This is a genomic window from Streptomyces spiroverticillatus, from assembly GCA_014650415.1.
Lineage (GTDB): Bacteria > Actinomycetota > Actinomycetes > Streptomycetales > Streptomycetaceae > Streptomyces > Streptomyces spiroverticillatus.
On sequence record BMUX01000026.1, the window covers coordinates 63,345 to 86,715 of the forward strand.

Consider the following 23,371-nt stretch of genomic DNA (forward strand, 5'->3'; position numbering starts at 1 on the left):
CATGGGCAGCCGAAGCCGTCACATCGCCTTCTTCAACATCCCCGCGCCCGGGCACCTGGCGCCCACCCTCGCGGTGGTGGAGGAGCTGGTCCGCCGGGGGCACCGGGTGAGTTATCCGGCGACCAAGGAGTTCGCCGAGGAGGTCGCGTCGGCGGGCGCGACCGTCGTTCCGTACGAGTCCACCATCGACGTGCAGCGCGATTTCCCGCCGGGTACGGACAACTGGCTGGCCAAGGTCCTGCTGGGCGGGGTGCGCGAGGGCATCGCCACCACCGCGCTGTTCGACGCCCACTTCGCGAACGACCGCCCGGACGCGGTCGTCTACGACGGCTTCGTACGGTGGATCGGCGAACTGCTCGGGGAGAAGTGGCGGGTGCCCGCGGTACGGCTCTTCCCGGTGGGGTGCGTCAGCCAGCACGTCACGCAGGCCGCCATCGGCGAGGCCGCCCACACCGAACTCCTGGGCGAGATGCAGCGGTACGCGGCCCTGAACGGGGTGGATCCGGACGTGGCCTTCCACCAGCTGAGGGGCGATCCCGAGGCCCTCAAGATCGTCTTCTATCCGCGCAGGTTCGGCTACGTCGATGCCGAGACCGACGACAAGTTCGTCTTCGTCGGACCCTGCCTGCGCACGGAGGCTCCGCAGGAGGCGTGGCAGCCGCCGTCGAGCGGGAAGCCGGTGGCCCTGGTCTCGTTGGGCACCAGTTTCAACCAGCAGCCCGAGCTGTTCCGGAGGTGCATCGCGGCCTTCGAGGGGCTGCCGTGGCATGTGGTCGTCGCGGTGGGACCCAGGGTCGACCCGGCCGACATCGGGACCTTGCCGCCGGACGTCGAGACACACACCTGGCTGCCGTTCCAGTCCGTGCTCGCACACGCGGCCCTCACCGTCTGCTCCGGCGGAACCGGGACCGTGATGCAGGCACTGCACGCGGGCACCCCGCTGGTGGTGCTCCCCCAGTTGGGCGCCGCGGACAAGCTCGCGCAGCAGCTCGCGGACTTCGGTGTCGCTCGCGTGGTCGGCCGGGACGAGACGTCCACCGCCGCGATACGCGCCGCGGTCCTGGACATCGCGGCCGATCCCGGCGTCCAGGCCGCGACCCGGGACCTTCAGGAGCACATCCGCGCGTCCGGCGGAGCCGTGCGGGCGGCCGACGAGATCCTTGCCCACGCCGGACGCGGGGTCGCCGCACGTCCGTGACGGCACCTGTCCGCAGCGGTTCCTGAGCCGGGCTCCACCCGGCTCAGGAACCGCTGTATTCGGCGCCCGAAAGCTGTTGGGCGAAGTTGATCAGCTCGGTCTCGAAGAGGGCGCCGCTGTCGGTCACCGCCCAGGCCATGTGCCCGAAGATCTCCATCGCGATGATGCCGTAGAGCCTCGCCCACACGGCGAGGAAGGCGAAGACGACCGGCAGGTCCAGCCCTTCCTGGCCGTCGAGGTAGTCGCGGAGTCCGGGTGCGAGCCGGCCCTCGATGAGCTCGACGGACGGGACCCGCAGGCCACCGCGGCGCTCCAGCTCCGCGATCTCCGCCAGGAAGGTGACGCCCACGCACGCGGGGGCGTAGTCGGGCTCGTCGGGGTCGGGGCCGTCTTCGCCGCTCTGCGGGGGTGGTCCGAGCATGAGGCCGAACTCCGCCCGGTGGTCCAGCCCCCAGGCCCGGAAGGCGCGCGCCATCGCCATGATCCGCAGCAGCGGATCCCCGTCGGGCACGCTGTCGCGCGCCTTGGTGGTGGCCTCCCCCAGCTCCTTGAAGAGGTCGCTGCGCAGGCCCGCCACCAGCGCCTCCAGGTTCGGGAAGTACCGGTAGAGCGCCGAGGGCGTCATCCCCACCTCCCGTGAGATGGCACGCAGGGAGATGGCTGCGGGGCCCCCCTTGACCAGGAGTTCCCGGGCAACTTCCTTGATCTCCGCCACGGCGGAGGCCCGCCGCTTCTCACGCCAGTTCGTTGCCATCCGTTGCCCACTCCATCGGGTCCGACCTTCGGCAAGCATTCCACGAGAACACCCTTGACACCAGAGTACACCGCATGCAAAGTGAACAGCGTTCTCGTTTAGGAGCGCTGTTTACCCGATGAAGGTGCGAATGTGAGTACGCAAACCCAGGCACCCGCCGGTTCCGGCCGGCCGGAAGCAGTCACGACAACGCCCGCAATCGAGATCAGCGGGCTCACCAAGACCTACGGCGGCGCGGACACTCCGTCCGTCGACAACGTCTCCCTGTCGGTCCCGGCCGGCACGGTCTTCGGCTTCTTAGGTCCCAACGGCGCCGGGAAGACGACGACCATCAAGATCCTGTCCGGGCTGCTCGCGGCCTCCTCGGGCAAGACCCTGCTCAACGGCTACGACGTCACCCGTCAGCGGGCGGCGGCCATGCAGCAGTTCGGTGCGGTCCTGGAGGGCTCGCGCAACGTCTACTGGACGCTCTCCGCCTGGCAGAACCTGCTGTACTTCGGCCGGCTGAAGGGCATGACCGCGGCCCACGCCGCCGCCCGCGCCGAGGAGCTCCTCAAGGGCCTCGACCTGTGGGAGCGCCGCGAGGAGAGCGTCGGCGGGTACTCGCGCGGCATGCAGCAGAAGGTCGCCGTGGCCGCCGCCCTGATCGCCGACCCGCCCATCGTGCTGCTGGACGAGCCGACCATCGGACTGGACGTCGAGGCGACCCGTACGGTCATGGAGTGGATCCGCACCCTGTCGCGGGAGCGCGGCAAGACGGTCCTGCTCACCACCCACCAGATGAACGTGGTCGAGGAACTCTGCGACCGGGTGGCCGTGATCCGCAAGGGCAAGGTCATCGCGGACATGTCGACCGACCAGCTGCTGTCCCAGTTCCGCGAACGGGACGCGTACGAGGTGCGCATCGAGGGCGACCTGCCCGAACTGTCGCTCCCGCCGAACTTCACCGCCCGCCGGGTCGACGACACCACGATCGTCTCGGGCCGCGTGAGCGACCCGCAGGAGGTCTACACCCTCGTCGACCGGCTGCGGGACCAGCGTGCCGTGGTGCAGTCGCTCGCCCAGGTCCAGCCGGACCTGGAGGACGTCTTCATGGGTCTCATCAAGGGGCCCGCCCATGACTAGCACCGCGTCCCCCGCCGTCGTACGGCCGGTCCAGCCCGTGCGTACGGACTGGAAACTGACCCCGCTCAGCGCGCTGCGCATCCTGCGGGCCGAGGTCCGCAAGGGGCTGCTGTCCCAACTGGCCCACCCCATGGGCCACATCATCATGCTGGTCATCAGTACGGTGCTCTACCTGGGCATGCAGTACGTGATGGGGCAGGGCACGCTCCGCAGGGAGCTGATCCCGCAGACGCTCGTGGCCATCAGCGGCTACTGGTTCCTGCACTACGGCAGCCTGGTGATGGTGGCGGACCTCGTCGAAGAGAAGCGGGGCGGCACGTACGCGCAGAGCCAGATGTCGCCCGCGCCGCCCTGGGTCTTCATGCTGGGCCGGCTGGTCACCGCATCCCTGGCGGGTCTCGCGGTGGCCGTGGTCGCCACGCTCGTACCGATGCTGGTGACGGGCGTGACGATTCCGCTGAACGCCGCCGCGCTGGTGCCGTACGCGCTGGTCGTCGTCAACGTGCTGGCGTTCACCTTCGTGCTGGCCGCCGTGGCCGTCAGCTCGCCCATGGTCGGTGCGCTGCACTCGCTGTTCACGTCGCTGGTCATCCTGCTGAACGGTTCGATGATGCCGCTCGCGCTCTACCCGGACTGGCTGGCGGTGGTGGCCCGGTTCCTGCCGACCACGCTGGGGGTCGAGGCGACCACGAAGGTGCTCTTCGACGGGAAGTCCCTCGGGGACATCTGGTCCGAGGGAACGCTGCCGTGGCTGCTCGCCTACACCCTTGCGCTCGTCCTCTTCGGAGGATGGCTCTTCTCCCGAAACCACCGCCGCGCCGTGCGTGACGGCCGGCTCGGCCAGTACTGAAACGAGCGGTGACCGATCATGACGACGCTCACTCCGACAGCCGACCGCGCAGCCCCGGCGAACATCGCGCAACGCCCGGGCGCCGCCACCTACTTCAACGGCTTCCGCAACGAAGTGCACAAGGGCCTGCTGAACTTCAGGGCCGGGTGGCGCGAGGTCGTCATCCAGATGATCACCTTCCCGGTCTTCTTCCTGCTGCTCGTCCTGTTCATGGGACGCGGGCAGTTGCGCGACGAGTTCCTCCTGCCGGGCCTGCTCGGCATGGTCTCGCTCACCTTCATCCACGAACAGGTGAACCGGGCCTTCTGGAGCTACCTCGGCGACATGCAGTCCGGCGTGCTGGAACAGACGTACCTCACCCCGTTGCCCTCCTGGACCCTCATCCTCGGACGGCAGGTGGCGGCCGTCGTCTCGGCGCTGCCGAGCGCGCTGGCCGTCCTGCTGGTGGGGGTGATCACCATCGAGGTGCGGGGCGGGGACACCCCCTTCGACGTACAGATCCTGCTGCCCGTCGCGTCCATCGTCCTGGGCACCTGCGGACTCGCGCTGATCCTCTGCGGCCTGACGCTGGTGTACAAGCGCATCCAGATCATCACGCAGTTCTCGATGGCCGTGTGGTTCATCGCGGGAGGCACCTTCGTCCCGCTGAGCAACATGCCGGACGTGACGGCGTTCCTCAGCCGGCTGCTCGTACCGATCGCGCCCGGCCTGGAGGCCATCCGCGACATCCTCGTGGGCGGTGACTCACTGCTCGGCCTGACCACCGGGTGGGGCCTGTGGTGGGTGATCCTCCAGCCCGTCGTGCTCATCGGGATCGGTGTGGTCCTCTTCGGCCGCCTGGAGCGGGTCGCCAAGCGCCGGGGAACCCTCGGCCGGTACTGACCGGCACGCCCTCGGCCGGTACCGACCGGCCGAGGGCCCCCAGACCTCCGGGCCTCGGAGCACGGTGCCCGTTGCCTCGGCCTCGCCGTTCAATCCCCCGCGACGGCAAGCCAGCGACCGACCCGTTCTCCGATGGTCCGGAGCCCGCCGTCTGACACGATCGAGTAGTGGTCCCCCTCCAGGACCTCCACCTCGGTCCGCGGGCACAGCGCCCGCCAGTCGGCGCCCGGCCCCTGCGAGTCCCCCTGCCCCGTCCCCGCGACGAACAGCAGGGCAGGCACTTCGCAGGGGCCGGGGCGATGTCCGCCCAGCACCGCGAGGTTGTGGGCGTGCGTACCGGCCAGCCTCGCGAATTCCTCGCCACCGATCTCCGGAGGGAGCAGCCCGTGCCTGATCGCCGCGTCCCTGGCCGCGCCCGCCTCGTCCCCCGCACCGGCCCGGCGCAGCTCCTGCGCCAGGCCGGCGGGGGGACGGCCGCCGGCCAGATCGGCCAGGAACTCGAAGTAACCCTCGGCCACGGTCCGCGGCGACCGGCCCTCCCCCACCAGGCTGTCGATCATGAACACCCGGCAGTCGTGGCCCTCGGCGCTCAGCCGACGGCCCACCTCGTACGCCAGCACACCGCCCATCGACCAGCCGCCCAGCAGGTAGGGCCCCTCGGGCACCAGGGCCAGCAGCTCCTCCCGGTAGGCGGCGGCCATCGACTCCAGGTCCGGTGCAGCCGACTCGGCTTCCCCCTCCACGAGTTGGCGGCTCTGGAACGCGAGCACCGGCCCCGGCCAGAAACGGGCCAGCGGGAGATAGCTGGTGACCGAGCCGCCCACCGGATGGAAGAGGACGAGCCCGGGCCCGCCGACCTCCCTTCCTTCGGAGAGGCGTACGGCGCAGGAGACCGGGCGGGCGTCGCCGTGCACGGCCCCGGTGAACTCCCGCAGGGTCGGGGACTCGAAGATCCGGCCGAACTGGATCTCCGCCCCGAGCTCCGCGCGGACCCGGGTGACCAGGCGCAGCGCCAGCAGGGAGTTGCCGCCCAGGGCGAAGAAGTCGCTGTCCGGGCCGACCGGGCCCGCCTCCAGCAGTTCCTCCCAGAGTTCGGCGACGCGGCGGGACACCTTGTCGTCCGGGACCGGCGTGCCCGGCAGCGGCACGTCCCGCACCGCCGCCTCTTCCACCCGTGCGGGATCGACCTTGCCGTTGGCGGTCAGCGGCAGCCGTTCCACGATCCGCAGGTCCCCCGGGACCATGTACGACGGCAGGTGTTCCCGCAGGTGCCGCCGGACGTCCGCGGCCCGTGCCACAGCGCCGTCGGCGGCGACCACCAGGGCCACGAGCCGGGGCCGGTCCGGCGCACCGGCCGTCGTGACGGCGCACTCCCCCACGGCCGGATGGCTGCGCAGCGCGGCCTCCACCTCGCCGGGTTCCACCCGGAAGCCCTGGATCTGGACCTGCCGGTCCTCGCGGCCCAGGAATTCGATGGTGCCGTCGGGCCAGTAGCGGCCCAAGTCGCCCGTCCAGTACAGGCGTTCACCCGTGCGCGGGTGCCGGACGAACCGCTCGGCGGTGCGCCCGGGGTCCTTGGCGTAGCCCTGCGCCACTCCCGCGCCGCCGATGTGGATGCGGCCGGTCGCCCACGGCTGCCTGACCTCCATGGCGTGGTCGAGCACCCGCATGGTCTGCCCGCTGAGCGGCCTCCCGTACGGAATGCTCCGCCAGGCGGGGTCGACGCGGTCGATTTCGAAGATGTTCGACCAGATGGACGCCTCCGTGGCGCCGCCCAGTCCCAGCACCCGCACGTCGGGCCAGAGCGCGCGCATCCGGTCCGGCAGCGACGTGGGGATCCAGTCCCCGCTGAGCAGGAAGGCCCGCAGGGGCGGCGGCTGGGTGCCCGGCCGGCCCGCGAAGACCTCGACCAGCATCTCGGCGAGGGCCGGCACGGAGTTCCAGACGGTGACGCGGTTCGCGCGTGCCGCATCGGCCCATGCCTCGGGGTCGGGGTGCTCGCCGGCCTGCGGCAGCACGAGTGCGGCACCGGCCGCCAGGGTGCCGAACACGTCCCAGACCGACAGGTCGAAGCTGAGGGAGGAGATGCCGAACACCCGGTCGTCGCAGACCAGACGCAGTCGCCGGTTGAGGTCGGCGACGGTGTTCAGGGCGGCGGCGTGGTCGATCATGACGCCCTTGGGGGTGCCGGTGGAACCCGAGGTGTGGATGACGTAGGCCAGTTCACCGACGTCGCCCCGCGGCGCCTCGGGGACCCGGTCGGTGGCCTCGACCTGGTCGACGTACAGCACGGGCAGTCGCCCGGCGAGGTCCCCCTCCGGTGTCCGGTGGGACTGGCACAGTGCGGCCCGGGCGTCCGTGGCGTCGAGCAGTTGCCCGATGCGTCCGGCGGGCAGGGCGGCGGACACGGGGCAGTACGCGGCGCCGCTGCGCAGTACGCCGAGCACGGCCGCGACCTGCTCCCAGCCCTTGTCCATGACGACGGGCACCACGTCGCCGCGGCCGATCCCCCGGTCGCCCAGCCACACCGCGACGGCCCGGGAGACCGCCTCCAGTTCGCCGTAGGTGACCGTGCGGTGCGCCGTCAGGATCGCCGGGCCGGACGGGCGTTGTGCGGCCCGCGCGAGGAAGCCGTCCTCCAGCCGTCCGCGGGGCGGGGCCTGCGTCGGCCGGTTCAGCGTCTCGACCAGCTCCCGGTGTGCCGCGCCCGGGAGTTCGGGTGCGGACTGCGCCGCGTTCGGCGACGTCAGGGACTCCAGCAGGGTGCGGTAGGCGTCGAACATCGCGTCGGGGAGCCCTGCGGGGAACGCGTCGTCGACGATGTCCCACACGCACTCGACTCCTCCGTCGGGGGCTCCCATGACCTGCTGGTCGATCAGGACCTGGGGGGTGCGCAGCGCGGTGTTCAGCTGTCGGCACACTCCTCGGCCCTTCGCGGGCCGCCGCGCCGGGCCCAGCATGCTGTTGAAGACGTACGGCAGCGAGGCCCGCGAGGTCCAGCCGCGGCGGGCCGCCAGCTCCCGGGTGACCCGGATCGCGCTGACGTCGGAGTGTTCCAGGTCCTTCCAGAGCCTCTTCTGGAGCCGGGCCGCGCGGGCGAAGAAGTCCTCGTCCTGCGCCAGGTCGACCTCCAGGGGCAGGGTGGCGCTGAACTGGCCGACGACGCCCGCCGCTTCGGAGTGCCGGAGCACCCAGTTCTGGTGCAGGACGTTGAGGCAGAACGCCGGGTCGGCCGCCCAGGACCCGAGGACCTCGGCGTACACGTGCAGCAGGCCGGTCGTGGGGAGCACCCGGTGGGCGCGCAGGGTGGCGCAGAACCGCTGCCACTGCTCACGGCTCAGCCGGACCGAACGCCGGGTGAGGCGGCCGGACTCGATGCTCCCGGCCGGGCGGGCGAGCGGCAGCCGGGGGGCGGGCGGCAGCGAGTCGAGCCGTGCCTCCCAGTAGTTCCACTGCGCCCGGCCGTCCTCGGTGTCCGTCCGTGCGTCACGGGCCCGCACACAGGTGCGGAACGTGCCGGGCACCGGCGCGAGGGCGGCGTCCGGGTCCTGCTGGAGCTGCCACCACTCGTCCTGGAGCAGGCGGGTGCTCGCCGCGTCGAGAAGCAGCAGGCTCATGGCGAAGTGGATGCGGGTGCGGTGCGGCCGGATGCGGTGGGCGGTGATCTCGAACAGTGGCCAGTCGGTGGGGGCCGGGCCCTGGTCCCGCATCCGTTCGCGGGTGCGGGACAGGTGCGCCTCCTGTTCGCGCGCCGGCAGTCCCGTGAGGTCCTCGAAGTGCAGGCGGAACGGGGGGAGTTCGCCGGTGTCGCAGACCCGTTGGACGCCCTCTTGCGTGATCACGGTCCGCAGGGGCTCGTGGCGGGCGATCAGGGCGTCGACGGCGCGTGCCGCCCGCTCGGGGTCGAACCCCACCAGGTCGATCTCGGTGTAGAGGACCGGCCGGAATCCGCCGAGTTCCATCAGCGGGCTGGAGCCGACCAGGTACGCCTCCTGGAGGTCGGTCAGCGGGAACTCCGTGTCGGCGGCGGGCCGGGCGTCGTCGGGGTCGGGTCGGTGCGCGTTCACGGTCGCCTCCCAGCGAATACGGGGCCCAGCAGCGGCAGTTCGGCGGCGAGTGCCGCCAGGACCTGCTCGTGGGCCTCCTCGTGCAGGTAGAAGTGGCCGCCGTCGAACATCCGGATCTCGCAGGTCCCGGCCGTACTCTCGCGCCAGCCCGCCAGTTCGGCCGGTGTCGTCAGGGCGTCGTCGCGTCCGCCGAGGACCGACACCGGGCAGTCCAGGGGGCGCCGGGCACGCCATTGGTACGTCTCCGACACGGCGAAGTCGGCCCGGACCATGGGCAGCAGTGCCGCGAGGGCCGCGGGGCTGTCCAGGACCGCGGCGGGAGTGCCGTTCAGCTCCCTCAGGTGGGCCACGAGGTCGGGCGTCGGTGCGTCGTGCACCCGTGGTTGGCGCGAGGGCAGGTGCGGGGCCCGGCGGCCGGACACCAGCAGCCGGCCGGGCTCGCGCAGCCCGCGCTCGCGCAGCGTGTGGCTCAGTTCGTGGGCGATCAGCGCGCCCATGCTGTGGCCGAACCAGGCGTGCGGCCGGTCCAGCAGGGGCTCCACCGCGTTGGCCAGTGCGTCGACGAGTGTGTCGAGCCGGCGGTGCGGGGTTTCGCGGAAGCGGTTCTCGCGGCCGGGCAGCCGGATCGCCACGACGTCGACGGCCGGGGCCAGTCGCTGTGCCCAGGCCCGGTACAGGGCCGCCCCGCCGCCCGTGTGCGGCAGGCAGAACAGCCGTACCGGAGCCTCTTCGCTGGCCGCCCACCGTACGCACCAGGCGTTGTGGGGAGCGGGCTGCGCTCCGGTGCGTCCGGTGCGGAGACCCGCTGCTAGGTGCTCCATGACGCCGCCCTCTCGCCGAGCATGATCGTGGTGAGGTTGGTGGGTGCGCTCGGCATGGTCGGCATCACGGAGGCGTCGACGACGCGCAGTCCGTTCAGCGAGTGAACGCCGAACCGTTCGTCGACGACCGCCGTGCGGCGGGCGGCCGGGCCCATCACGGCGGTCCCGGCCGGGTGCCAGGAGGGGCAGACGAAGCGGGAGACGGCGCGGCGCAGCATGGCCTCGTTCTCCACCGTCCGGTCGGTCCACAGGAACACCCGCTCCAGCAGCGGTGCGAGGTGGCTGCCGCGGACCATCCGCCACAGCATCCGCACGCCCGTCATGAGCCGTTCGACGTCCCACGGATCGGAGAGCAGCCCGAGTTCGATGACGGGCCGGGCGTCGGGTCCGGTGCCCCGCAGGGTGACGGAACCCCGGGAGCGGGGGGTCAGCAGGCAGGCGTGCAGGGCGCATCCGGTCCGTCCGCGCAGGACGCCCCGCATGACGGGGACGTCGAGGTCGCAGACGCTGTTGACCAGGGTCAGGTTGAGGTCGGGCGGGCCGCCGTCGCTCGACACCCGGGCCAGGGCCTGGTGCATCGGCTCCCCCGGGCGGCAGCAGCCGGCGTCGGGGATCCCCCACAGGGCGACGATGGGGTGCTCCATGAGGTTCGCGCCCACTCCGGGCAGGTCGGCGACCGGCCGGATGCCCAGCCGGCGCAGGGCGTCGGCCGGTCCCACACCGGAGCGCAGCAGGACGACGGGGGTGCCGATGGCCCCGGCCGACAGCGTCACCCGGTCGGCGCCGATGCGTACCGTCCGGCCGTCGGCGACGGCCTCCACGCCGATGGCCCGGTCGCCGTCGAACAGGACCCGGGTGACGGTGCGGTGGCCGGCCACCGTGAGGTTGCGGCGGTTGCGGGCGGGGCCCAGGTAGGCGTCGGCCGTCGAGATCCGCCGTCCCTGCCACTCGTTGCGCGGGACGGGTCCGGCTCCGGTGCGGCAGTCGGCCGCGTTGAGGTCGGCCACGCCTGCCACGCCGAGGCTGTGGCAGGCGCGCAGGAAGGCGGCGGTCAGCGGCCCGAACGCGTCCGGCGGCTGCCTGCGGATCGGGAGCGGTCCGTCGCCGCCGTGCTCGGGGCCCTTGACGTCGTGGTCGGTCTCCATCCGTACGAAGTGGGGCAGCACCTGCTCCCACGACCAGGCGGGGTTGCCTGCGGCCGCCCAGGCGTCGAAGTCGCCGGGCAGCCCGCGCAGGGCGAGGGCTCCGTTGACGGCGGAGGAGCCGCCGACGGTTCTGCCCACCACGTACGGGTAGCGGCGGCCGTCCTCGGACTCCTGGGCCACATAGGCGCTGTGGTCCCAATTGGCGCCCGAGAGAACGGGGTTGTCGGGCGAGCCGGGGACGGCGCCGCCCTCGTCCGGTCCGGCCTCCAGCAGCAGGACCCGGCGGCCGGGGTCCTCGGAGAGCCGCCCGGCGAGCGTCGCGCCCGCGGACCCGGCGCCGACGATCACCTCGTCCCAGTGCCCGTCGGTGTGCACCGTGTCGTGCGCGGCGCCGCTGCGATCGGTTCCCGTCATGGTGTCACTGCTTCCGTGGTCCCGTGAGCAGGCCGGCGAGTTCGGCGATGGTGGGGTGGTCGAAGAGCATCCCCAGGTCCTCCTCGGTGGCCTGTTCGAGGCCGGTCTCCTGGCGGATCATCGTCAGGATGCGTACGGCGTGCAGCGAGTCGCCGCCCAGTTCGAAGAAGTTGTCGTCGACGCCGAAGTCGTCGCGTTCGAGCACTTCCGTCCACATCGCCAGCAGGCGTTCTTCGAGTGCGTCACGCGGCGCGGTCTGCTGCTGGGGTGCCAACTCGGCCCAGGGGGTCGGCAGGGCGCTCCGGTCGACCTTGCCGTTGCTGCTCAAGGGGACCGCGTCGATGCGCAGGAAGTGGTGCGGAACCATGTAGCCGGGCAGGAGCCGCTCGACGACGTCGCGCACGCCCTCGACGGCGGTGGTGTTCGCGTGCTCGGGGTTCTCGGTGTGCTCGGGCACGAGGTGGGCGACCAGCTGGCGCCTGCCGGTCGACGGGTTGCTCTCGACTCCCACCAGGGCGTCGGCGACGCCGGGAGCGGTGCGCAGCGCCGCCTCGATCTCGCCGAGCTCGATGCGGTAGCCGTTGAGTTTCACCTGGAAGTCCGCACGCCCGAGGAAGTCGATGTCCCCGCCCGGCAGATAGCGGCCCAGGTCTCCGGTGCGGTAGAGCCGTTCACCGGTCCCGGGGTGGACGACGAAGCGCTCGGCGGTGAGTCCGGGATCCCCCCAGTACCCTCGGGCCACTCCGACCCCGCCGATGCAGATCTCGCCCGTGGTCCACACCGGGCAGGGTGCGAGGTTGCGGTCGAGCACGTGCAGCGTCTGGTTGGCCAGCGGCTTGCCGTACGGAATGCGGGTCCAGTGCGGCGGGACGTCCTCGATGGGGTGGTGCACGGACCAGATGGACGCCTCGGTGGCCCCGCCCAGGCTGATCACCCGGGCTCCGGGATGCTGGGTACGTACGGTCCCGGGCAGGGCCACGGGTATCCAGTCGCCGCTGAGCAGGACCAGCCGGACCGGGGAGTCGCCGCCGGGTTCCCGGTCGGCACGGGCCTCGGTCCACGCCTGCATCAGCGCGGGTACGGAGTTCCAGACGGTGACGCCGTGGCGGCGCACCAACTCGTCCCAGTGCAGGGGGTCGTGGCCGCGGTCCTGCGCGGGCACGACCACTGCCGCTCCGGCGGCGAGGGTGCCGAACACGTCGTAGACGGAGAGGTCGAAGCTCAGCGCGGACAGGGCGAGCACGCGGTCGGACGGGCCGACCGCGAAGCGGTCGTTGAGGTCCTGGAGGGTGTTGGCCGCGGCCCGGTGGTCGATCATCACGCCCTTGGGCTGCCCGGTCGACCCGGAGGTGAAGATGACGTAGGCCAGGTCCCGGGGGCGGACGTCGACCTGTGGCGGAGCGGTGTCCGCCGCCCGCACCTCGGGGTCGGCCTCGGTGACCGGGCGGACGCCGTCGGGCCAGGCGAGTGTGTCGCGCGCCTCGGGGGACGTCACCACGATGCGTGCACCGCCCCGCTCCAGCAGTTGGTGGCGCCGGGCGGTGGGCCAGTCGGGGGCGACCGGCAGGTAGGCGCTGCCGGAGAGGGCGACGGCGAGGACGGCGACGACCTGCTCGACGCCCCGGTGGAGGACGACGCCGGTCAACGTGTCGCGGGCGGCGCCCAGTTGGACCAGCCGGTGGGCCAGGCGGGCGGCGCGTTCCAGGACTTCGCGGTAGGTGTGTGCGCCGTGCTCGTCGATCACCGCAGTCGCGTCGGGGCAGGTGCGGGCCCGGGAGACGACGAGTTCACCGAGGGTGCGGGCCGGGATCGCGGCGGCGGTGTCGTTGGCGGCGCGGCGCTCCGCCAGCTGGCGGGCGGGCGGTTCCGGGCCCGTCGACGGATCGGCCCAGGAGGCGGGGTCCGAGGCGAGCCGGTCCAGGACGGCACGGTAGGCGGCGAACATGTCGTCCAGCAGGCCGGCGGGGAACAGGTCCTCGACGGCGTCCCAGTTGAACAGCAGGTCGCCGCGCTCCTCGGTCACCTGGTGGTCCAGCCACACCTGGGGCGTCTGGGTGATGCCGTACTTCTCCTCGCCGAAGAACCGGATGCCGTCGGAGGGGTCCGCCTCGCCGGTCCCCAGCACGAGCGCGCTGGTGAAGACGACCGGCATGGACGCGCCGGGCCCGCCGCCCTCACGGCGGGAGCGTTCGCGCATCACCCGTACCCCGCTGAACTCGGCGTGCTCCATGTCCCGCATGAGCTGCTGCTGGAGGCGGCGGGCCCGGGCGTCGAACGCCTCGCCGGGCCGCGCGGGCACCGCGAGGAGGTTCACGGACGTGAAGTCGCCGATGAGTTCGCCCATCCGCGGGTGGGACTGCGGACGGTTGAACAGGGTGAGGTCGAGCGTGAAGTCCGGCTCGGCGGACCAGGTCCGCAGGACGTCCGCGTAGGCGGTCAGGAGTACGGCGGACGGTGTGATCCCGAGCCGCCGCGCGGAGTCCTTGACGGCCGACCACTGCGCGGCGGGCAGCCGTCCCCCGCGGTGTCCGAAGACGGGCCGGCCGATCGTGCCGGGCCGCACGGCGAGCGGCAGGGCCGGTGCGGGCGGCAGTTCGGGCAGCCGGTCGGTCCAGTACTTCTCGGCCTCGCGGTAGCGGTCGCCCTGCTGGGCCCGCACTTCGGCGAGCACGTGGTCGCGGTAGGAGAGGTCCAGCGGTTCCGGCGACCAGTCGGGGTTCTCGTAGAAGCGGCGCCAGTCCCGGAACAGCAGGTACATGCTGTAGCCGTCGAGGATCAGGGTGTCGAGGCTGATGTGCAGGCGCAGGACGGTGTCGTCGAGCCGGGTGGCCCGTATGTCGAAGAGCGGCCAGCGGTCCGCGGGCAGCACCTGGTGGTCCATCTCCTCGCGGAGGTTGCAGATCTCCCGCTCCTGCTTCTCCGGTACGAGTCCGCGCAGGTCGGTGACGGCCATCCGGTACGCGGGCACCTCGGGCAGGATGCGCTGCATGCCGTCGTGGCCGATGACCGCGCGCAGCATGTCGTGCCGGGCGATCACCGCGCGCAGGCTGCTCTCCAGCCGGTCCTGGTCGAGCCCTTCGCGTTCGAGCTCGAAGTAGATGTGGGTGGAGACCCCGCCGAGTTCGACCGCGGAGCCGCGGCCGACCCAGTAGGCGTGCTGGATGTCGGTGAGGGGGAAGGGCTGGTGGCGGTCGGCCGGCCGGGGTTCGAGCCGGTCGGGTTCCTCGCTGGTCGTGGTGTGCGAGAGCATCGCGAGGAGTTCGTCGCGCCGGTTGCGCAGTTCGTCCCTCAGCTGCGGCGTCAATGCGCCTGCCGGGGCCACCACGTTCAGCCGGCCGTCGGTCAGGCGCAGTTTGATGCCGCGCCGGTGCAGTTCGCCGAGCAGGTCTTCCGTCACTGTGCGTCCTCCTCCGTTGCCTGCCGCGTTCACCGGACGGGCCGTTCGCCGCGCGCGGTGCCGTCCAGGGCGGCGGCGACGGTTTCCACCGACGCGCCGGCGAGCAGTGTGTGGTGGGTGCCGGGAACGGTCAGGACGTCCAGGGCACCGGTGGTCAGTGCGGCCCAGCCCCAGTCGGGGGCGTCCGCGCAGGGGTGGTCGGCGAATTCGCTGACCTGTCCGTCCCTGGCCCGCAGCACGGTGATGTCGGCCGCTACGGGGGAGGCGGTGTGGCGGTCGCAGCCGTCGACCACGGCGCGGAACACCGTGAAGGTGTCGGCCAGTTCGTCGGGGTCGAGGCCGGTGGCGAGGCCGCGTTCGCGCAGGGCTTCCAGCGCGTGGCGCAGCCGCTCGGCCGGTGCGGGGCCTTCGGGGCCGGTCAGTGCCGCCGCGCCGGGGGCGTGCGGGTCGAAGCCGAGGTCGAGGTCCTCCAGGAACCAGAGCAGCAGCTGTGCCTCGTCGGCCGGTGCGTGCGGGGCCGTGGGGGCGGGCGAGTCGACGACCGCGAGCCGCTCGACGCGGTCGCCGCGCGCCTCCAGCAGCCGGACGACCTCGGCGGCGATCACCGCGCCCGAGGACCAGCCGCCGATCCGGTACGGGCCGTGCGGCCTGGCCTGCGTCAGGGCGGCGACGTAGAGCGCGGCGAGCTCCGGGACGCTTGCCACCGGGGCCTGGCCGGTGGCGGGGCCGGGGGCCTGGAACGCGAAGAACGGGCGGTCGCGCGCCTCTGCCAGGGCGCGGTAGCACAGGACGTTGCCGCCTGCCGGGTGGACGAAGAACCAGGGGTTCGCGTCGTTGTCGGTGGACCTCAGCCGCACCAGCGGTGTCCAGTCGGCGGGCCGGGTGTCGAGCCAGTCGGCGAGTGCGGCGATGGTGGAGTGTTCCAGCAGGGTGCCGAGCGGGACGCGCCGTCCCTGTCGCCGGGCGATCTGCCCGATCACCCGCAGTGCGGTGAAGGACTGGCCGCCCAGGTCGAAGAAGTCGTCGTGCACACCGAGGGGGGCGAGTCCCAGTACGGACTGCCAGATCTCCAGCAGGAGTCGCTCGGTGGCGGTCCGCGGTGCGGCGGGGAGCCGGGCGCCGCCCGCCTGTGCCGGGCTCCGCAGCTCCAGGGCCTTGCGGTCCACCTTGCCGTTCGAGGTCAGCGGCAGGGCGTCGAGCACGGCCACGTGGCTGGGCACCATGTAGCCCACCAGTTGCTCGGCCAGGGCGGCGCGCACGGCGGCCGGGTCCGGCACGGGACGGCCCTCCTTGGCGGTCACGTAGGCCGCCAGCTGCTTGCCGGAGTCCGTCGTGCGGGCCACGACGGCGGCCTGGCCGACGTCCGGGAGGCCGGCCAGCGCGTGCTCGATCTCGCCGGGTTCGACCCGGAAGCCCTGGATCTTGACCTGGAAGTCCATCCGGCCGAGGAACTCGATGTCTCCGTCGGGCAGTCGCCGCCCGAGGTCGCCGGTCCGGTACAGCCGCTCGCCGGTGTCGGGGTGGCGGACGAAGGCCGACGCGGTCTTCTCCGCGTCCCCGAGGTATCCGAGGGCGATGCCCGCGCCGCCGATGTAGAGCTGTCCGGTGACCCAGTCGGGGACCTCCCGGCCGACGGAGTCGCGGACGTACCAGCTCTGGTTCGCGAGCGGTTTCCCGTACGGAATGCTCGTCCACTGCGGGTCGGTGCGGTCGACGGGGTGGCAGATGGACCAGATGGACGCCTCGGTGGCGCCGCCGAGGCTGATCACCCGGGCGTTGGGCGCGACCGCGCGCAGCCGGTCGGGGAGTCCGACCGGAATCCAGTCGCCGCTGAGCAGCACCGTGCGCAGTGACGGGAACTCCAGTCCGGTGGCCTCGGCCTCCTCCACGAAGAGCTGCATGAGGGCGGGTACGGAGTTCCAGACGGTCACCCCGTGGTGGAGGACCGTGCGGGTCCAGGCCGCCGGGTCGGGCCGCCCGGGCTCCGCGAGGACCAGGGACGCGCCCGCTTCCAGTGCGCCGAAGATGTCGTAGACGGACAGGTCGAACCACAGCGACGAGATGCCGAACAGCACGTCGTCCGCGGTGATCTTGAAGCGTCGGTTGATCTCGGTGACGGTGTTGAGCGGTCCCCGGTGGTCCAGCATGGCGCCCTTGGGGCGGCCGGTGGAGCCCGAGGTGTAGATGACGTAGGCGAGGTCGTCCGGCTGCCGGTGGTGCGCCGGCGTCGGCGGTGCCTCGTGGTCGGGTCCCGGTTCCTGCTCGTCGACGGCGAGCACGGATACGTCGGTCAGCGCGGCGAGGGCGTGGCGGCGGTCCGCGGTGGTGAGGACGGCTGCGGCGTCGGTGTCCTTGAGGAGGTAGCGGAGCCGGTCGGCCGGCCAGTCGGGGTCGAGCGGCACATAGGCGGCCCCGGCGGTCAGGGTGCCCAGTACCGACACGACCTGTGCCGGGCCCGGCGGTGCGGCGACGGCCACCAGGGAGCCCGGCGGAACGCCGAGGGAGTGCAGTGCGCGTGCGGTCCGCGCGGCGGCTTCGAAGAGTTCGCCGTATCCCAGGGTGCGGTCGGCCGTCACCAGGGCGGGCCGGTGGGGACGGCTCGCCGCGTGCCGGGCCAGGGAGTCGTGCAGCAGGCCCGGCGGCACCGGCCGGGCCGGCGCGTTGAGTTCGCCGCGCCGGGTCCGCTGTGCCTCGGGGAGCGGTGCGAACGCCCTTTGCTGCCAGGCTTCTTCGCTCTCGGCGAGCTGGGTGACGATGCTGCGGTAGCCCGCTTCCATGGCGTCGATGAGCCCCGGCGGGAACATGTCCTCGATGACGTCCCAGATGACCCAGAGACTGCCGTCCCGCAGGTCCCAGAACTCGCAGTCGATGAGGGTCTGCGGGGTCTCCAGCAGGCTGTGCACGAGGCGGTCGGCCGCTCCGACGAACAGTGCGCTGCCGACCGCGTACGGGCAGACGGCCCTGCCGGTGGTGCGGCGGTGCTGGTTGAGCGCCTGGAGCACCTTCACCCCGCTCCAGTAGACGTGTTCCACGTCGGCGAGCACCTGCGTCTGGAGGCGGCGGACGCGGCTCTCGAAGCCTTCCTCGTGCCGCCAGTCGACCTCCAGCGGGTAGAGGGAGGCGAAGTTCCCGAAGACCTCGCTCATCTGCGGGTGGAGGGGCAGACGGTGGGTGATCATGTTGTTCAGCAGGAAGTGGCGGGACCCGCTCCAGTACGCCAGCACCTCCGCGTGCACACCGCACAGCACGTTCGTCGTGGTGAGGTTGCGGGCGGCGGCCTTCTTCTTGAGGGACCCCCAGACGTCGGGCGGGAAGAGCATCTCCCGCCGCACCAGGTGCGAGCGCCGGCGCGGGTCGGCGCCCGCCGCGAGCGGCAGTTCCGGTGCGGACGGCCAGTCGGCCAACCGGTCGGTCCAGTACTTCTTGGAGGCCTGTCCGAGCGGGGACTCCTCCAGCTCGGCCAGGGCGAGCACGCAGTCCCGGTAGCTGATCTCCAGTTCGGGCGGGGTCTCCCCCGGGTTCTCGTAGCGACGTAGGACCGCGCTGATGAAGCCCAGGGTCGCGGGGGCGTCGCTGAAGAGGTTGTTGTTGTTGTAGTGGAGCTTGGCGGTGCCGTCGGGCAGCAGGCTGATCCGCATGTCCACCCAGGGCCAGCGGTCGTGCACGGGTTCCTGGCGTTTCATCGCGTCGCGGACCCGCTCGACGTGCTCCTCGGCGGCGGTCTCGTCGGCGTGCCGGACGTCGTACACCTCGATCCGGGCGGGCTCCGGGTCGCGGACCGTCTGGAGCCGCAGGTCCTCGCGGACCACGACCAGGTTCCGGCGCTGGTGGTGCAGTTCCTGGTTGAGCGCCTCCTCCAGACGTGCGGGGTCGGCGGTGGCCAGGTCGTACTCCATGTACTGGTGGGGCCGTACGTAGTACTCGAACCCCTCCTTGCCGCCCATGATGAACGACAGTTGGAGGTCCGACGGAGCGAACGGCTCGTACAGCTTCTCCGGGTCGGGTGTGACGACGGGCAGTTCGAAGTCCTCCTCCCGGCGGATGCGGGCGCTGCCGAGCCAGGCGATGAGTCCCTGTTTCTGGCTGCCGAGGCGTTCGCGGAGGTCGGTGGTGAGCGCTCCCTTGGGGGCGCTCACCTCGATCCGGTTGTCCGGTGCGAGCCGGAGCCGGATGCCGGCCCGGGCGAGGTCGTCGAGCAGGATGGTGACCGATGGGGTTCCGCTCTGGTCCACCGCGGTTTCTCCTTGTCCGTCGGACGACGGTTCGAGGGGGGTGCCCGCTTCCGGGCGGGGCGGGGGCGTCACGCCGGTCACAGCGTCAGCACCTCGGTGTCGTCGTCCGGCTCGTCGTCGCCGGCGAGGACGCTCCTGGCGGTCAGCTGACGGCAGATCAGCTCGGCGATCTCGTCGGCCGTGCCTCCTCCGAAGAGGAAGTCGGCAGGCACGTCGGCGCAGAGGTCGGCGCGCAGCCGGTTGCGGAGCCTGATCGTGGACAGCGAGTCGAAGCCGAGCTCGTTGAGGTGCTTGTGCCGGAAGGTGGGGAGCATCGCGTCCCGTTCCTTCGTGGACATCCCCAGCAGCACGACCACCAGGTCCAGAAGGCGTTCCAGGACGTCCTCCCGGGCTTCCTCGGGCCGGTCGAGGGCGAGGGCGGCGAGGTCGGGGACTGCGCCCGGGGCGCTCGCCGTACCGGGGTCGGCGGTGATCGTTCCGTCGTCCGGCGAGGCCGCGGGCCCGCGCAGGTCGGCGAGCAGGGTGTCGGGGTGCGGCCGCGGGTTCGCGGTGTCGTACCGCTGCCAGTCGACGGCGGCCAGCGCCACCCAGGCGGGACCGTCCGCAGGGATGCGGCCGAGGGCGTCCAGGGCCTCGGCGGTCTGCATTCCCGGCAGGCCGGCTTCGGCGAACCGCTCCACGAGGCCCGCCCCCGCCGCCATTCCGGTGTCCGCCCAGGTCCCCCAGCCCACGCTCAGCGCGGGCAGGCCCTGGTGCCTGCGCAGGGCGGCCAGGGCGTCCAGGAACGCGTTGGCCATGAGGTAGCCCGGCTGTCCGGCCAGTCCGGTGGTGGCGCCGAAGGCCGAGTAGAGGACGAAGAAGTCCAGGTCCAGACCGTGTGTGTGGTGGTGGAGGTTCCAGGCTCCCTTGACCTTCGGGTCCAGCACCCGGCTGAGCTGCGACCAGTCGGTCTGCTCCAGCACGCTCTCGCCCGTGACTCCGGCAGCGTGCACCACCCCGCGCAGGGGCGGCAGTTCGCGTTGTGCGTACGCCAGGACCCGTTCGACGTCGGCGGTGTTCGCCATGTCCGCGGGCAGGAGTTCGACGCGCACTCCGCGCGACCGCAGCGCCGTCACCTCGGGCGGCACGGCAGCGGTCGGCGTACGGCCGACGAGCAGGAGGCACGCGGCTCCCCGTTCGGCGAGCCAGGAGGCGGTGGCCAGGCCGAGGCCGCCCAGTCCGCCGGTGATCAGGTACGAAGCGCCGTCGCGGACGGGCAGCGCGGGGCGCGTGGCGGCCTGGTGTGCGGCGGTCTGGTGCGCGTCCGGTGTCGCTGCTTCGTCGTGCGGTGCGACGGCCGTCGGCGTTCCGGCTGTCTCCTCTTCGCGCAGGCGCAGTTCGTACCAGCGTCCTTCGCGTACGGCGAGATGGCCCGGCCCGCCGAGTGCTGCCAGGTGTCCCAGCAGCTCGCCGGGGTCCGGGGCCTCGGCACCCGGTTCGAGGTCGACCTGTACGCAGGTCAGGTCCGGGTACTCGGCGACGACGGACCGGGTGAGGGCGAACAGGACGGACTGGGCGGGGTCGGGAGCCGCATGCACGTCCGCAGGTCCGTCGCCTCCCGTGGAGCACAGGACGACGGTGGGGTTCTCGGCTGCGGAGCCGCGCAGGAAGCCCGCGAGCACGGCCGTGCTCCGACGGGCCAGTTCGTACGTGCTCCCGACGGTCGCGTCGTCGCCCGGTGCGTCCGCTGCGTCCGCTGCGTCCGCGAGGAGGATGAGCCCGGCAAGGGGCCGCTCGGTCCCGCCGCGTGCCGCATCGAGCACCTGCGGTACGTCGTCGGCCGACCCGGCGTCGACGTGGAGCGTGCCGGATTCCGGTCGCGGTGCCTGCGCACCGATGGCCACTGCGGTGGCCGGGACGCCGAGGGCGGACAGCCTCTCGCACCAGTCCTCGGCCGCCCGGGGGTCGGTTCCACAGACCAGCCACGCACCGTCCCCGTCCCGTGGGGCGACGGGCGTCACCGGCAGGTCCGGCCGGGGCTGCCAGCCGCGTGTGTAGCGGCGCGGGGCGGGGGCCGCCGGGGCGAGGGCGGACCGGGGCACCGCGCGGAAGAGCAGTCCCTCGACGGTGACCAGGACTTCCCCGCTCTCGGCGGACACCTCCAGGTCCAGGGTGATGCTTCCCGGGACCGTGGTGTCGTGCCGTCGGGCCCGGCAGACGACCCGGGCCGGGAGAGCCCCGTACACGTCGATCCGGTCGACGGCCGCGGGAACATGCGGCGCGGTGTCCTCGGCGAGGAAGGCTCCGACCAGCTGGAAGCAGGCGTCGAGGACGACCGGGTGCAGCAGGTAGGCGTCCTGGTCCCGGGCCGCCTCGTCGGCGACGACGAGCCCCGTCGCCCGGTCGCCGTCGCGCCGGAGGCTGTGCAGGGCGCGGTAGGGAGGGCCGTAGTCGAGGCCCGTCCGGCGGAAGGAGTCGTAGAAGGGACCGGTGGGCAGTTCGGTCGTCGGCTCGGTGGGTCCGGTGAGGTGCCCGGGTACGGGGCGGGGCCGTTCGCCGGGGCCGACGCTGCCCACGGTGGCGTGCTCGGTCCAGTCGCCCACCCCTGCCGCGCTGCCCGCGAAGTCCCTGCTGTAGCAGTGCACTTGATGGGTGTTGTGCGTGGTGGCCTGCACGGCCGCCTGCACAGTGATCGGGGTTCCGTCGTCCGGAAGGGGCAGGAAGGCGTTGAACGTCAGGTCCCGCAGCGTCCACGCGGTGCTCTCCATCCGGGCCGTCGTCCGGGCCGCGGCCAGCGCCCATTCGACCATCGCGCTGCCGGGCAGCACGGACCTGCCGAGGACGCGGTGGTCGCGTACGAGCCAGGGGCGATCGGCCGAGAGCTGCCCGCCGAACCACCGCTCGCGGGTACCGGCGACCTCCACGGGTGTACCGAGCAACGGGTGCCCCGTGGAAGGCTCCGGCTCCCGGCCGGCGGACGGGCGGCGGACGGTGGCCTTGGCCTCCAGCCAGTACCGGGTGCGCTGGAAGGGGTACGTCGGCAGGTCGACCTGCGTCTGCGTGGCGTCGCAGCCCAGGAGGGGGCGTGCCACGGTGGAGTTGGCCACGTGGGCCTCGGCGAGGGCCGTCGCCAGGGTGCGTGCCTCGGGCCGGTCGCGCCGCAGTACGGACGTGAGGGTCGGCGTGGGCCCGTTGCCCGCGACGCAGGCCTCGGCCAGGGCGGTGAGGGTGGCGTCGGGGCCGAGTTCGACGAAGGTGGTGACCCCCTCGGCGAGCAGACTGCTGACGCCGTCCATGAACCTGACGGTGTTGCGCAGTTGGCGGGCCCAGTAGTCCGCGGTGCACAGTTCGCCGGCGGTGGCGGGCCGACCGGTGACGTTGGAGACGACGGGGATACGCGGCGGGGCGAAGGAGACCGTCTCGGCCACGGCGCGGAACTCCGCCAGGACTCCGTCCATCATGGCCGAGTGGAAGGCGTGGCTCACCCGCAGCGTGGTGGTGCGTCGCCCCTGAGCCTCCCAGTAGGCGGCGACCTTCTCCACGGTCGGGCGCTCGCCCGAAATGACCACGGACTGCGGTGAGTTGACCGCTGCGACGGCGACACTTCCGTCGAACTCGCCGATGCACCCGCGGATCTCCTCCTCGTCCGCCTCGACGGCGATCATGCCGCCGGAGTCGGGTGCCGCTTCCATCAGCCGGGCGCGGGCGGCGACCAGCTTGCAGGCGTCGGCCAGCGTGAGGACTCCGGCGGCGTGTGCCGCGCTGATCTCGCCCACCGAGTGGCCGATCAGGAAGTCGGGGGCCGCCCCGAGCGACCGCACCAGGCGGTAGAGGGCGGTCTCCAAGGCGAACAGGGCGGGTTGCGCAAAGCCCGTGCGATGGAGCAACTGCCCCTCGTCCGATCCCGGCGACGCGAACACCAGTTCGCGCAGAGAGCGGCCGAGAAGTGCGTCGAAGTGACCGCAGATCTCGTCCAGGGCCTCCGCGAAGACCGGGTACGTACGGTACAACTCGGCGCCCATTCCCGGCCGTTGAGACCCCTGCCCGGAGAAGAGGAACGCCGTCCTGCCTCGACCGGGATCGGCTTGGACCAACTGCGGAGCCTGTTCGCCCCGGGCGAGTGCCTCGAGTCCGGTGAGGAGTTCCGCCCGGTCCTCCCCCACCACGACCGCCCGGTGGTCGAACAGCGACCGCGTCGACACCAGCGACCACCCCACCTCGGCCGGTGACGCTTCGGGGTGCTCTTCCATGAACACCCGCAGCTGTGCCGCCTGCGCCCGTAATGCCACCCCGGACGCCGCAGAAACACACCACCCCACCAGCCCCGAATCCGCACCAGAATCCCAGCCCGTATTCCGCCCTGTTTCCGCGACGGAAATCACCTCACGCCCCGAAACCGAATCCCCCCGCTTATCCGCGACAGACTCCGGTGCCTCCTCCACAATCACATGCGCATTCGTCCCACTGATCCCGAACGCCGACACCCCCGCACGCCGACGCCCACCCA

The 23,371-nt window shown here is 72.3% G+C and carries 11 protein-coding genes; 4 read left to right on the forward strand and 7 right to left on the reverse strand.

Going from position 1 to position 23,371, the window contains the following annotated elements; translation table 11 throughout:
• Position 1 precedes the first annotated feature (1 nt).
• On the forward strand, positions 2 to 1,198 hold the full coding sequence (locus IE269_RS38850; RefSeq protein ID WP_189828049.1) for a macrolide family glycosyltransferase: 1,197 nt from the start codon (positions 2 to 4) through the stop codon (positions 1,196 to 1,198).
• Between the two features lie 43 nt (positions 1,199 to 1,241).
• Here IE269_RS38850 and IE269_RS38855 read toward each other — a convergent pair whose 3' ends face one another.
• Entirely contained in the window at positions 1,242 to 1,952 is a 711-nt protein-coding gene (locus tag IE269_RS38855; RefSeq protein ID WP_189828050.1) for a TetR/AcrR family transcriptional regulator, read from the reverse strand.
• A 132-nt stretch (positions 1,953 to 2,084) separates the two neighbouring features.
• Here IE269_RS38855 and IE269_RS38860 point away from each other — a divergent pair, with 132 nt between their 5' ends.
• Genes IE269_RS38860 through IE269_RS38870 form a run of 3 tightly spaced genes read left to right on the forward strand, consistent with a single transcriptional unit; the run spans position 2,085 to position 4,809 of the window.
• Positions 2,085 to 3,077 carry an ABC transporter ATP-binding protein gene (locus tag IE269_RS38860; protein ID WP_189828051.1) on the forward strand — a complete coding sequence of 331 codons (993 nt, stop codon included), beginning with the start codon at positions 2,085 to 2,087 and terminating at the stop codon, positions 3,075 to 3,077.
• Complete coding sequence (locus IE269_RS38865; RefSeq protein ID WP_189828052.1) at positions 3,070 to 3,927, forward strand: ABC transporter permease; 858 nt, start codon at positions 3,070 to 3,072, stop codon at positions 3,925 to 3,927. The genes IE269_RS38860 and IE269_RS38865 overlap by 8 nt, the downstream gene beginning before the upstream one ends.
• Positions 3,928 to 3,945: 18 nt before the next feature.
• Complete coding sequence (locus IE269_RS38870) at positions 3,946 to 4,809, forward strand: ABC transporter permease (protein WP_189828053.1); 864 nt, start codon at positions 3,946 to 3,948, stop codon at positions 4,807 to 4,809.
• An 89-nt stretch (positions 4,810 to 4,898) separates the two neighbouring features.
• Here IE269_RS38870 and IE269_RS38875 read toward each other — a convergent pair whose 3' ends face one another.
• The 6 genes from IE269_RS38875 to IE269_RS38900 form a co-directional block, all read right to left on the reverse strand.
• Positions 4,899 to 8,876: a non-ribosomal peptide synthetase gene (locus IE269_RS38875; protein WP_189828054.1), complete on the reverse strand. Its 3,978-nt coding sequence runs from the start codon at positions 8,874 to 8,876 to the stop codon at positions 4,899 to 4,901.
• Complete coding sequence (locus IE269_RS38880; protein ID WP_189828055.1) at positions 8,873 to 9,697, reverse strand: thioesterase II family protein; 825 nt, start codon at positions 9,695 to 9,697, stop codon at positions 8,873 to 8,875. Before IE269_RS38880 ends, IE269_RS38875 begins: the two co-directional genes overlap by 4 nt.
• A complete protein-coding gene (locus IE269_RS38885; RefSeq protein ID WP_189828056.1) occupies positions 9,685 to 11,256 on the reverse strand; it encodes a GMC family oxidoreductase in 1,572 nt (523 codons plus the stop codon). Before IE269_RS38885 ends, IE269_RS38880 begins: the two co-directional genes overlap by 13 nt.
• A 4-nt stretch (positions 11,257 to 11,260) precedes the next feature.
• On the reverse strand, positions 11,261 to 14,653 hold the full coding sequence (locus tag IE269_RS38890) for a non-ribosomal peptide synthetase (protein WP_189828057.1): 3,393 nt from the start codon (positions 14,651 to 14,653) through the stop codon (positions 11,261 to 11,263).
• A gap of 29 nt (positions 14,654 to 14,682) precedes the next feature.
• Positions 14,683 to 18,885, reverse strand: coding sequence for a non-ribosomal peptide synthetase (locus IE269_RS38895; protein ID WP_189828058.1), 4,203 nt, complete (start codon positions 18,883 to 18,885; stop codon positions 14,683 to 14,685).
• Between the two features lie 77 nt (positions 18,886 to 18,962).
• Positions 18,963 to 23,348: an SDR family NAD(P)-dependent oxidoreductase gene (locus IE269_RS38900; RefSeq protein WP_474200937.1), complete on the reverse strand. Its 4,386-nt coding sequence runs from the start codon at positions 23,346 to 23,348 to the stop codon at positions 18,963 to 18,965.
• Between the last annotated feature and the right edge of the window lie 23 nt (positions 23,349 to 23,371).

Coding starts and splice junctions, on each gene's coding strand:
- IE269_RS38870 (WP_189828053.1), top strand. CDS start 3,946: ATGACGACGCTCACTCCGACAGCCGACCGCGCAGCCCCGGCGAACATC.
- IE269_RS38885 (WP_189828056.1), bottom strand. CDS start 11,256: ATGACGGGAACCGATCGCAGCGGCGCCGCGCACGACACGGTGCACACC.
- IE269_RS38850 (WP_189828049.1), top strand. CDS start 2: ATGGGCAGCCGAAGCCGTCACATCGCCTTCTTCAACATCCCCGCGCCC.
- IE269_RS38880 (WP_189828055.1), bottom strand. CDS start 9,697: ATGGAGCACCTAGCAGCGGGTCTCCGCACCGGACGCACCGGAGCGCAG.
- IE269_RS38865 (WP_189828052.1), top strand. CDS start 3,070: ATGACTAGCACCGCGTCCCCCGCCGTCGTACGGCCGGTCCAGCCCGTG.
- IE269_RS38855 (WP_189828050.1), bottom strand. CDS start 1,952: ATGGCAACGAACTGGCGTGAGAAGCGGCGGGCCTCCGCCGTGGCGGAG.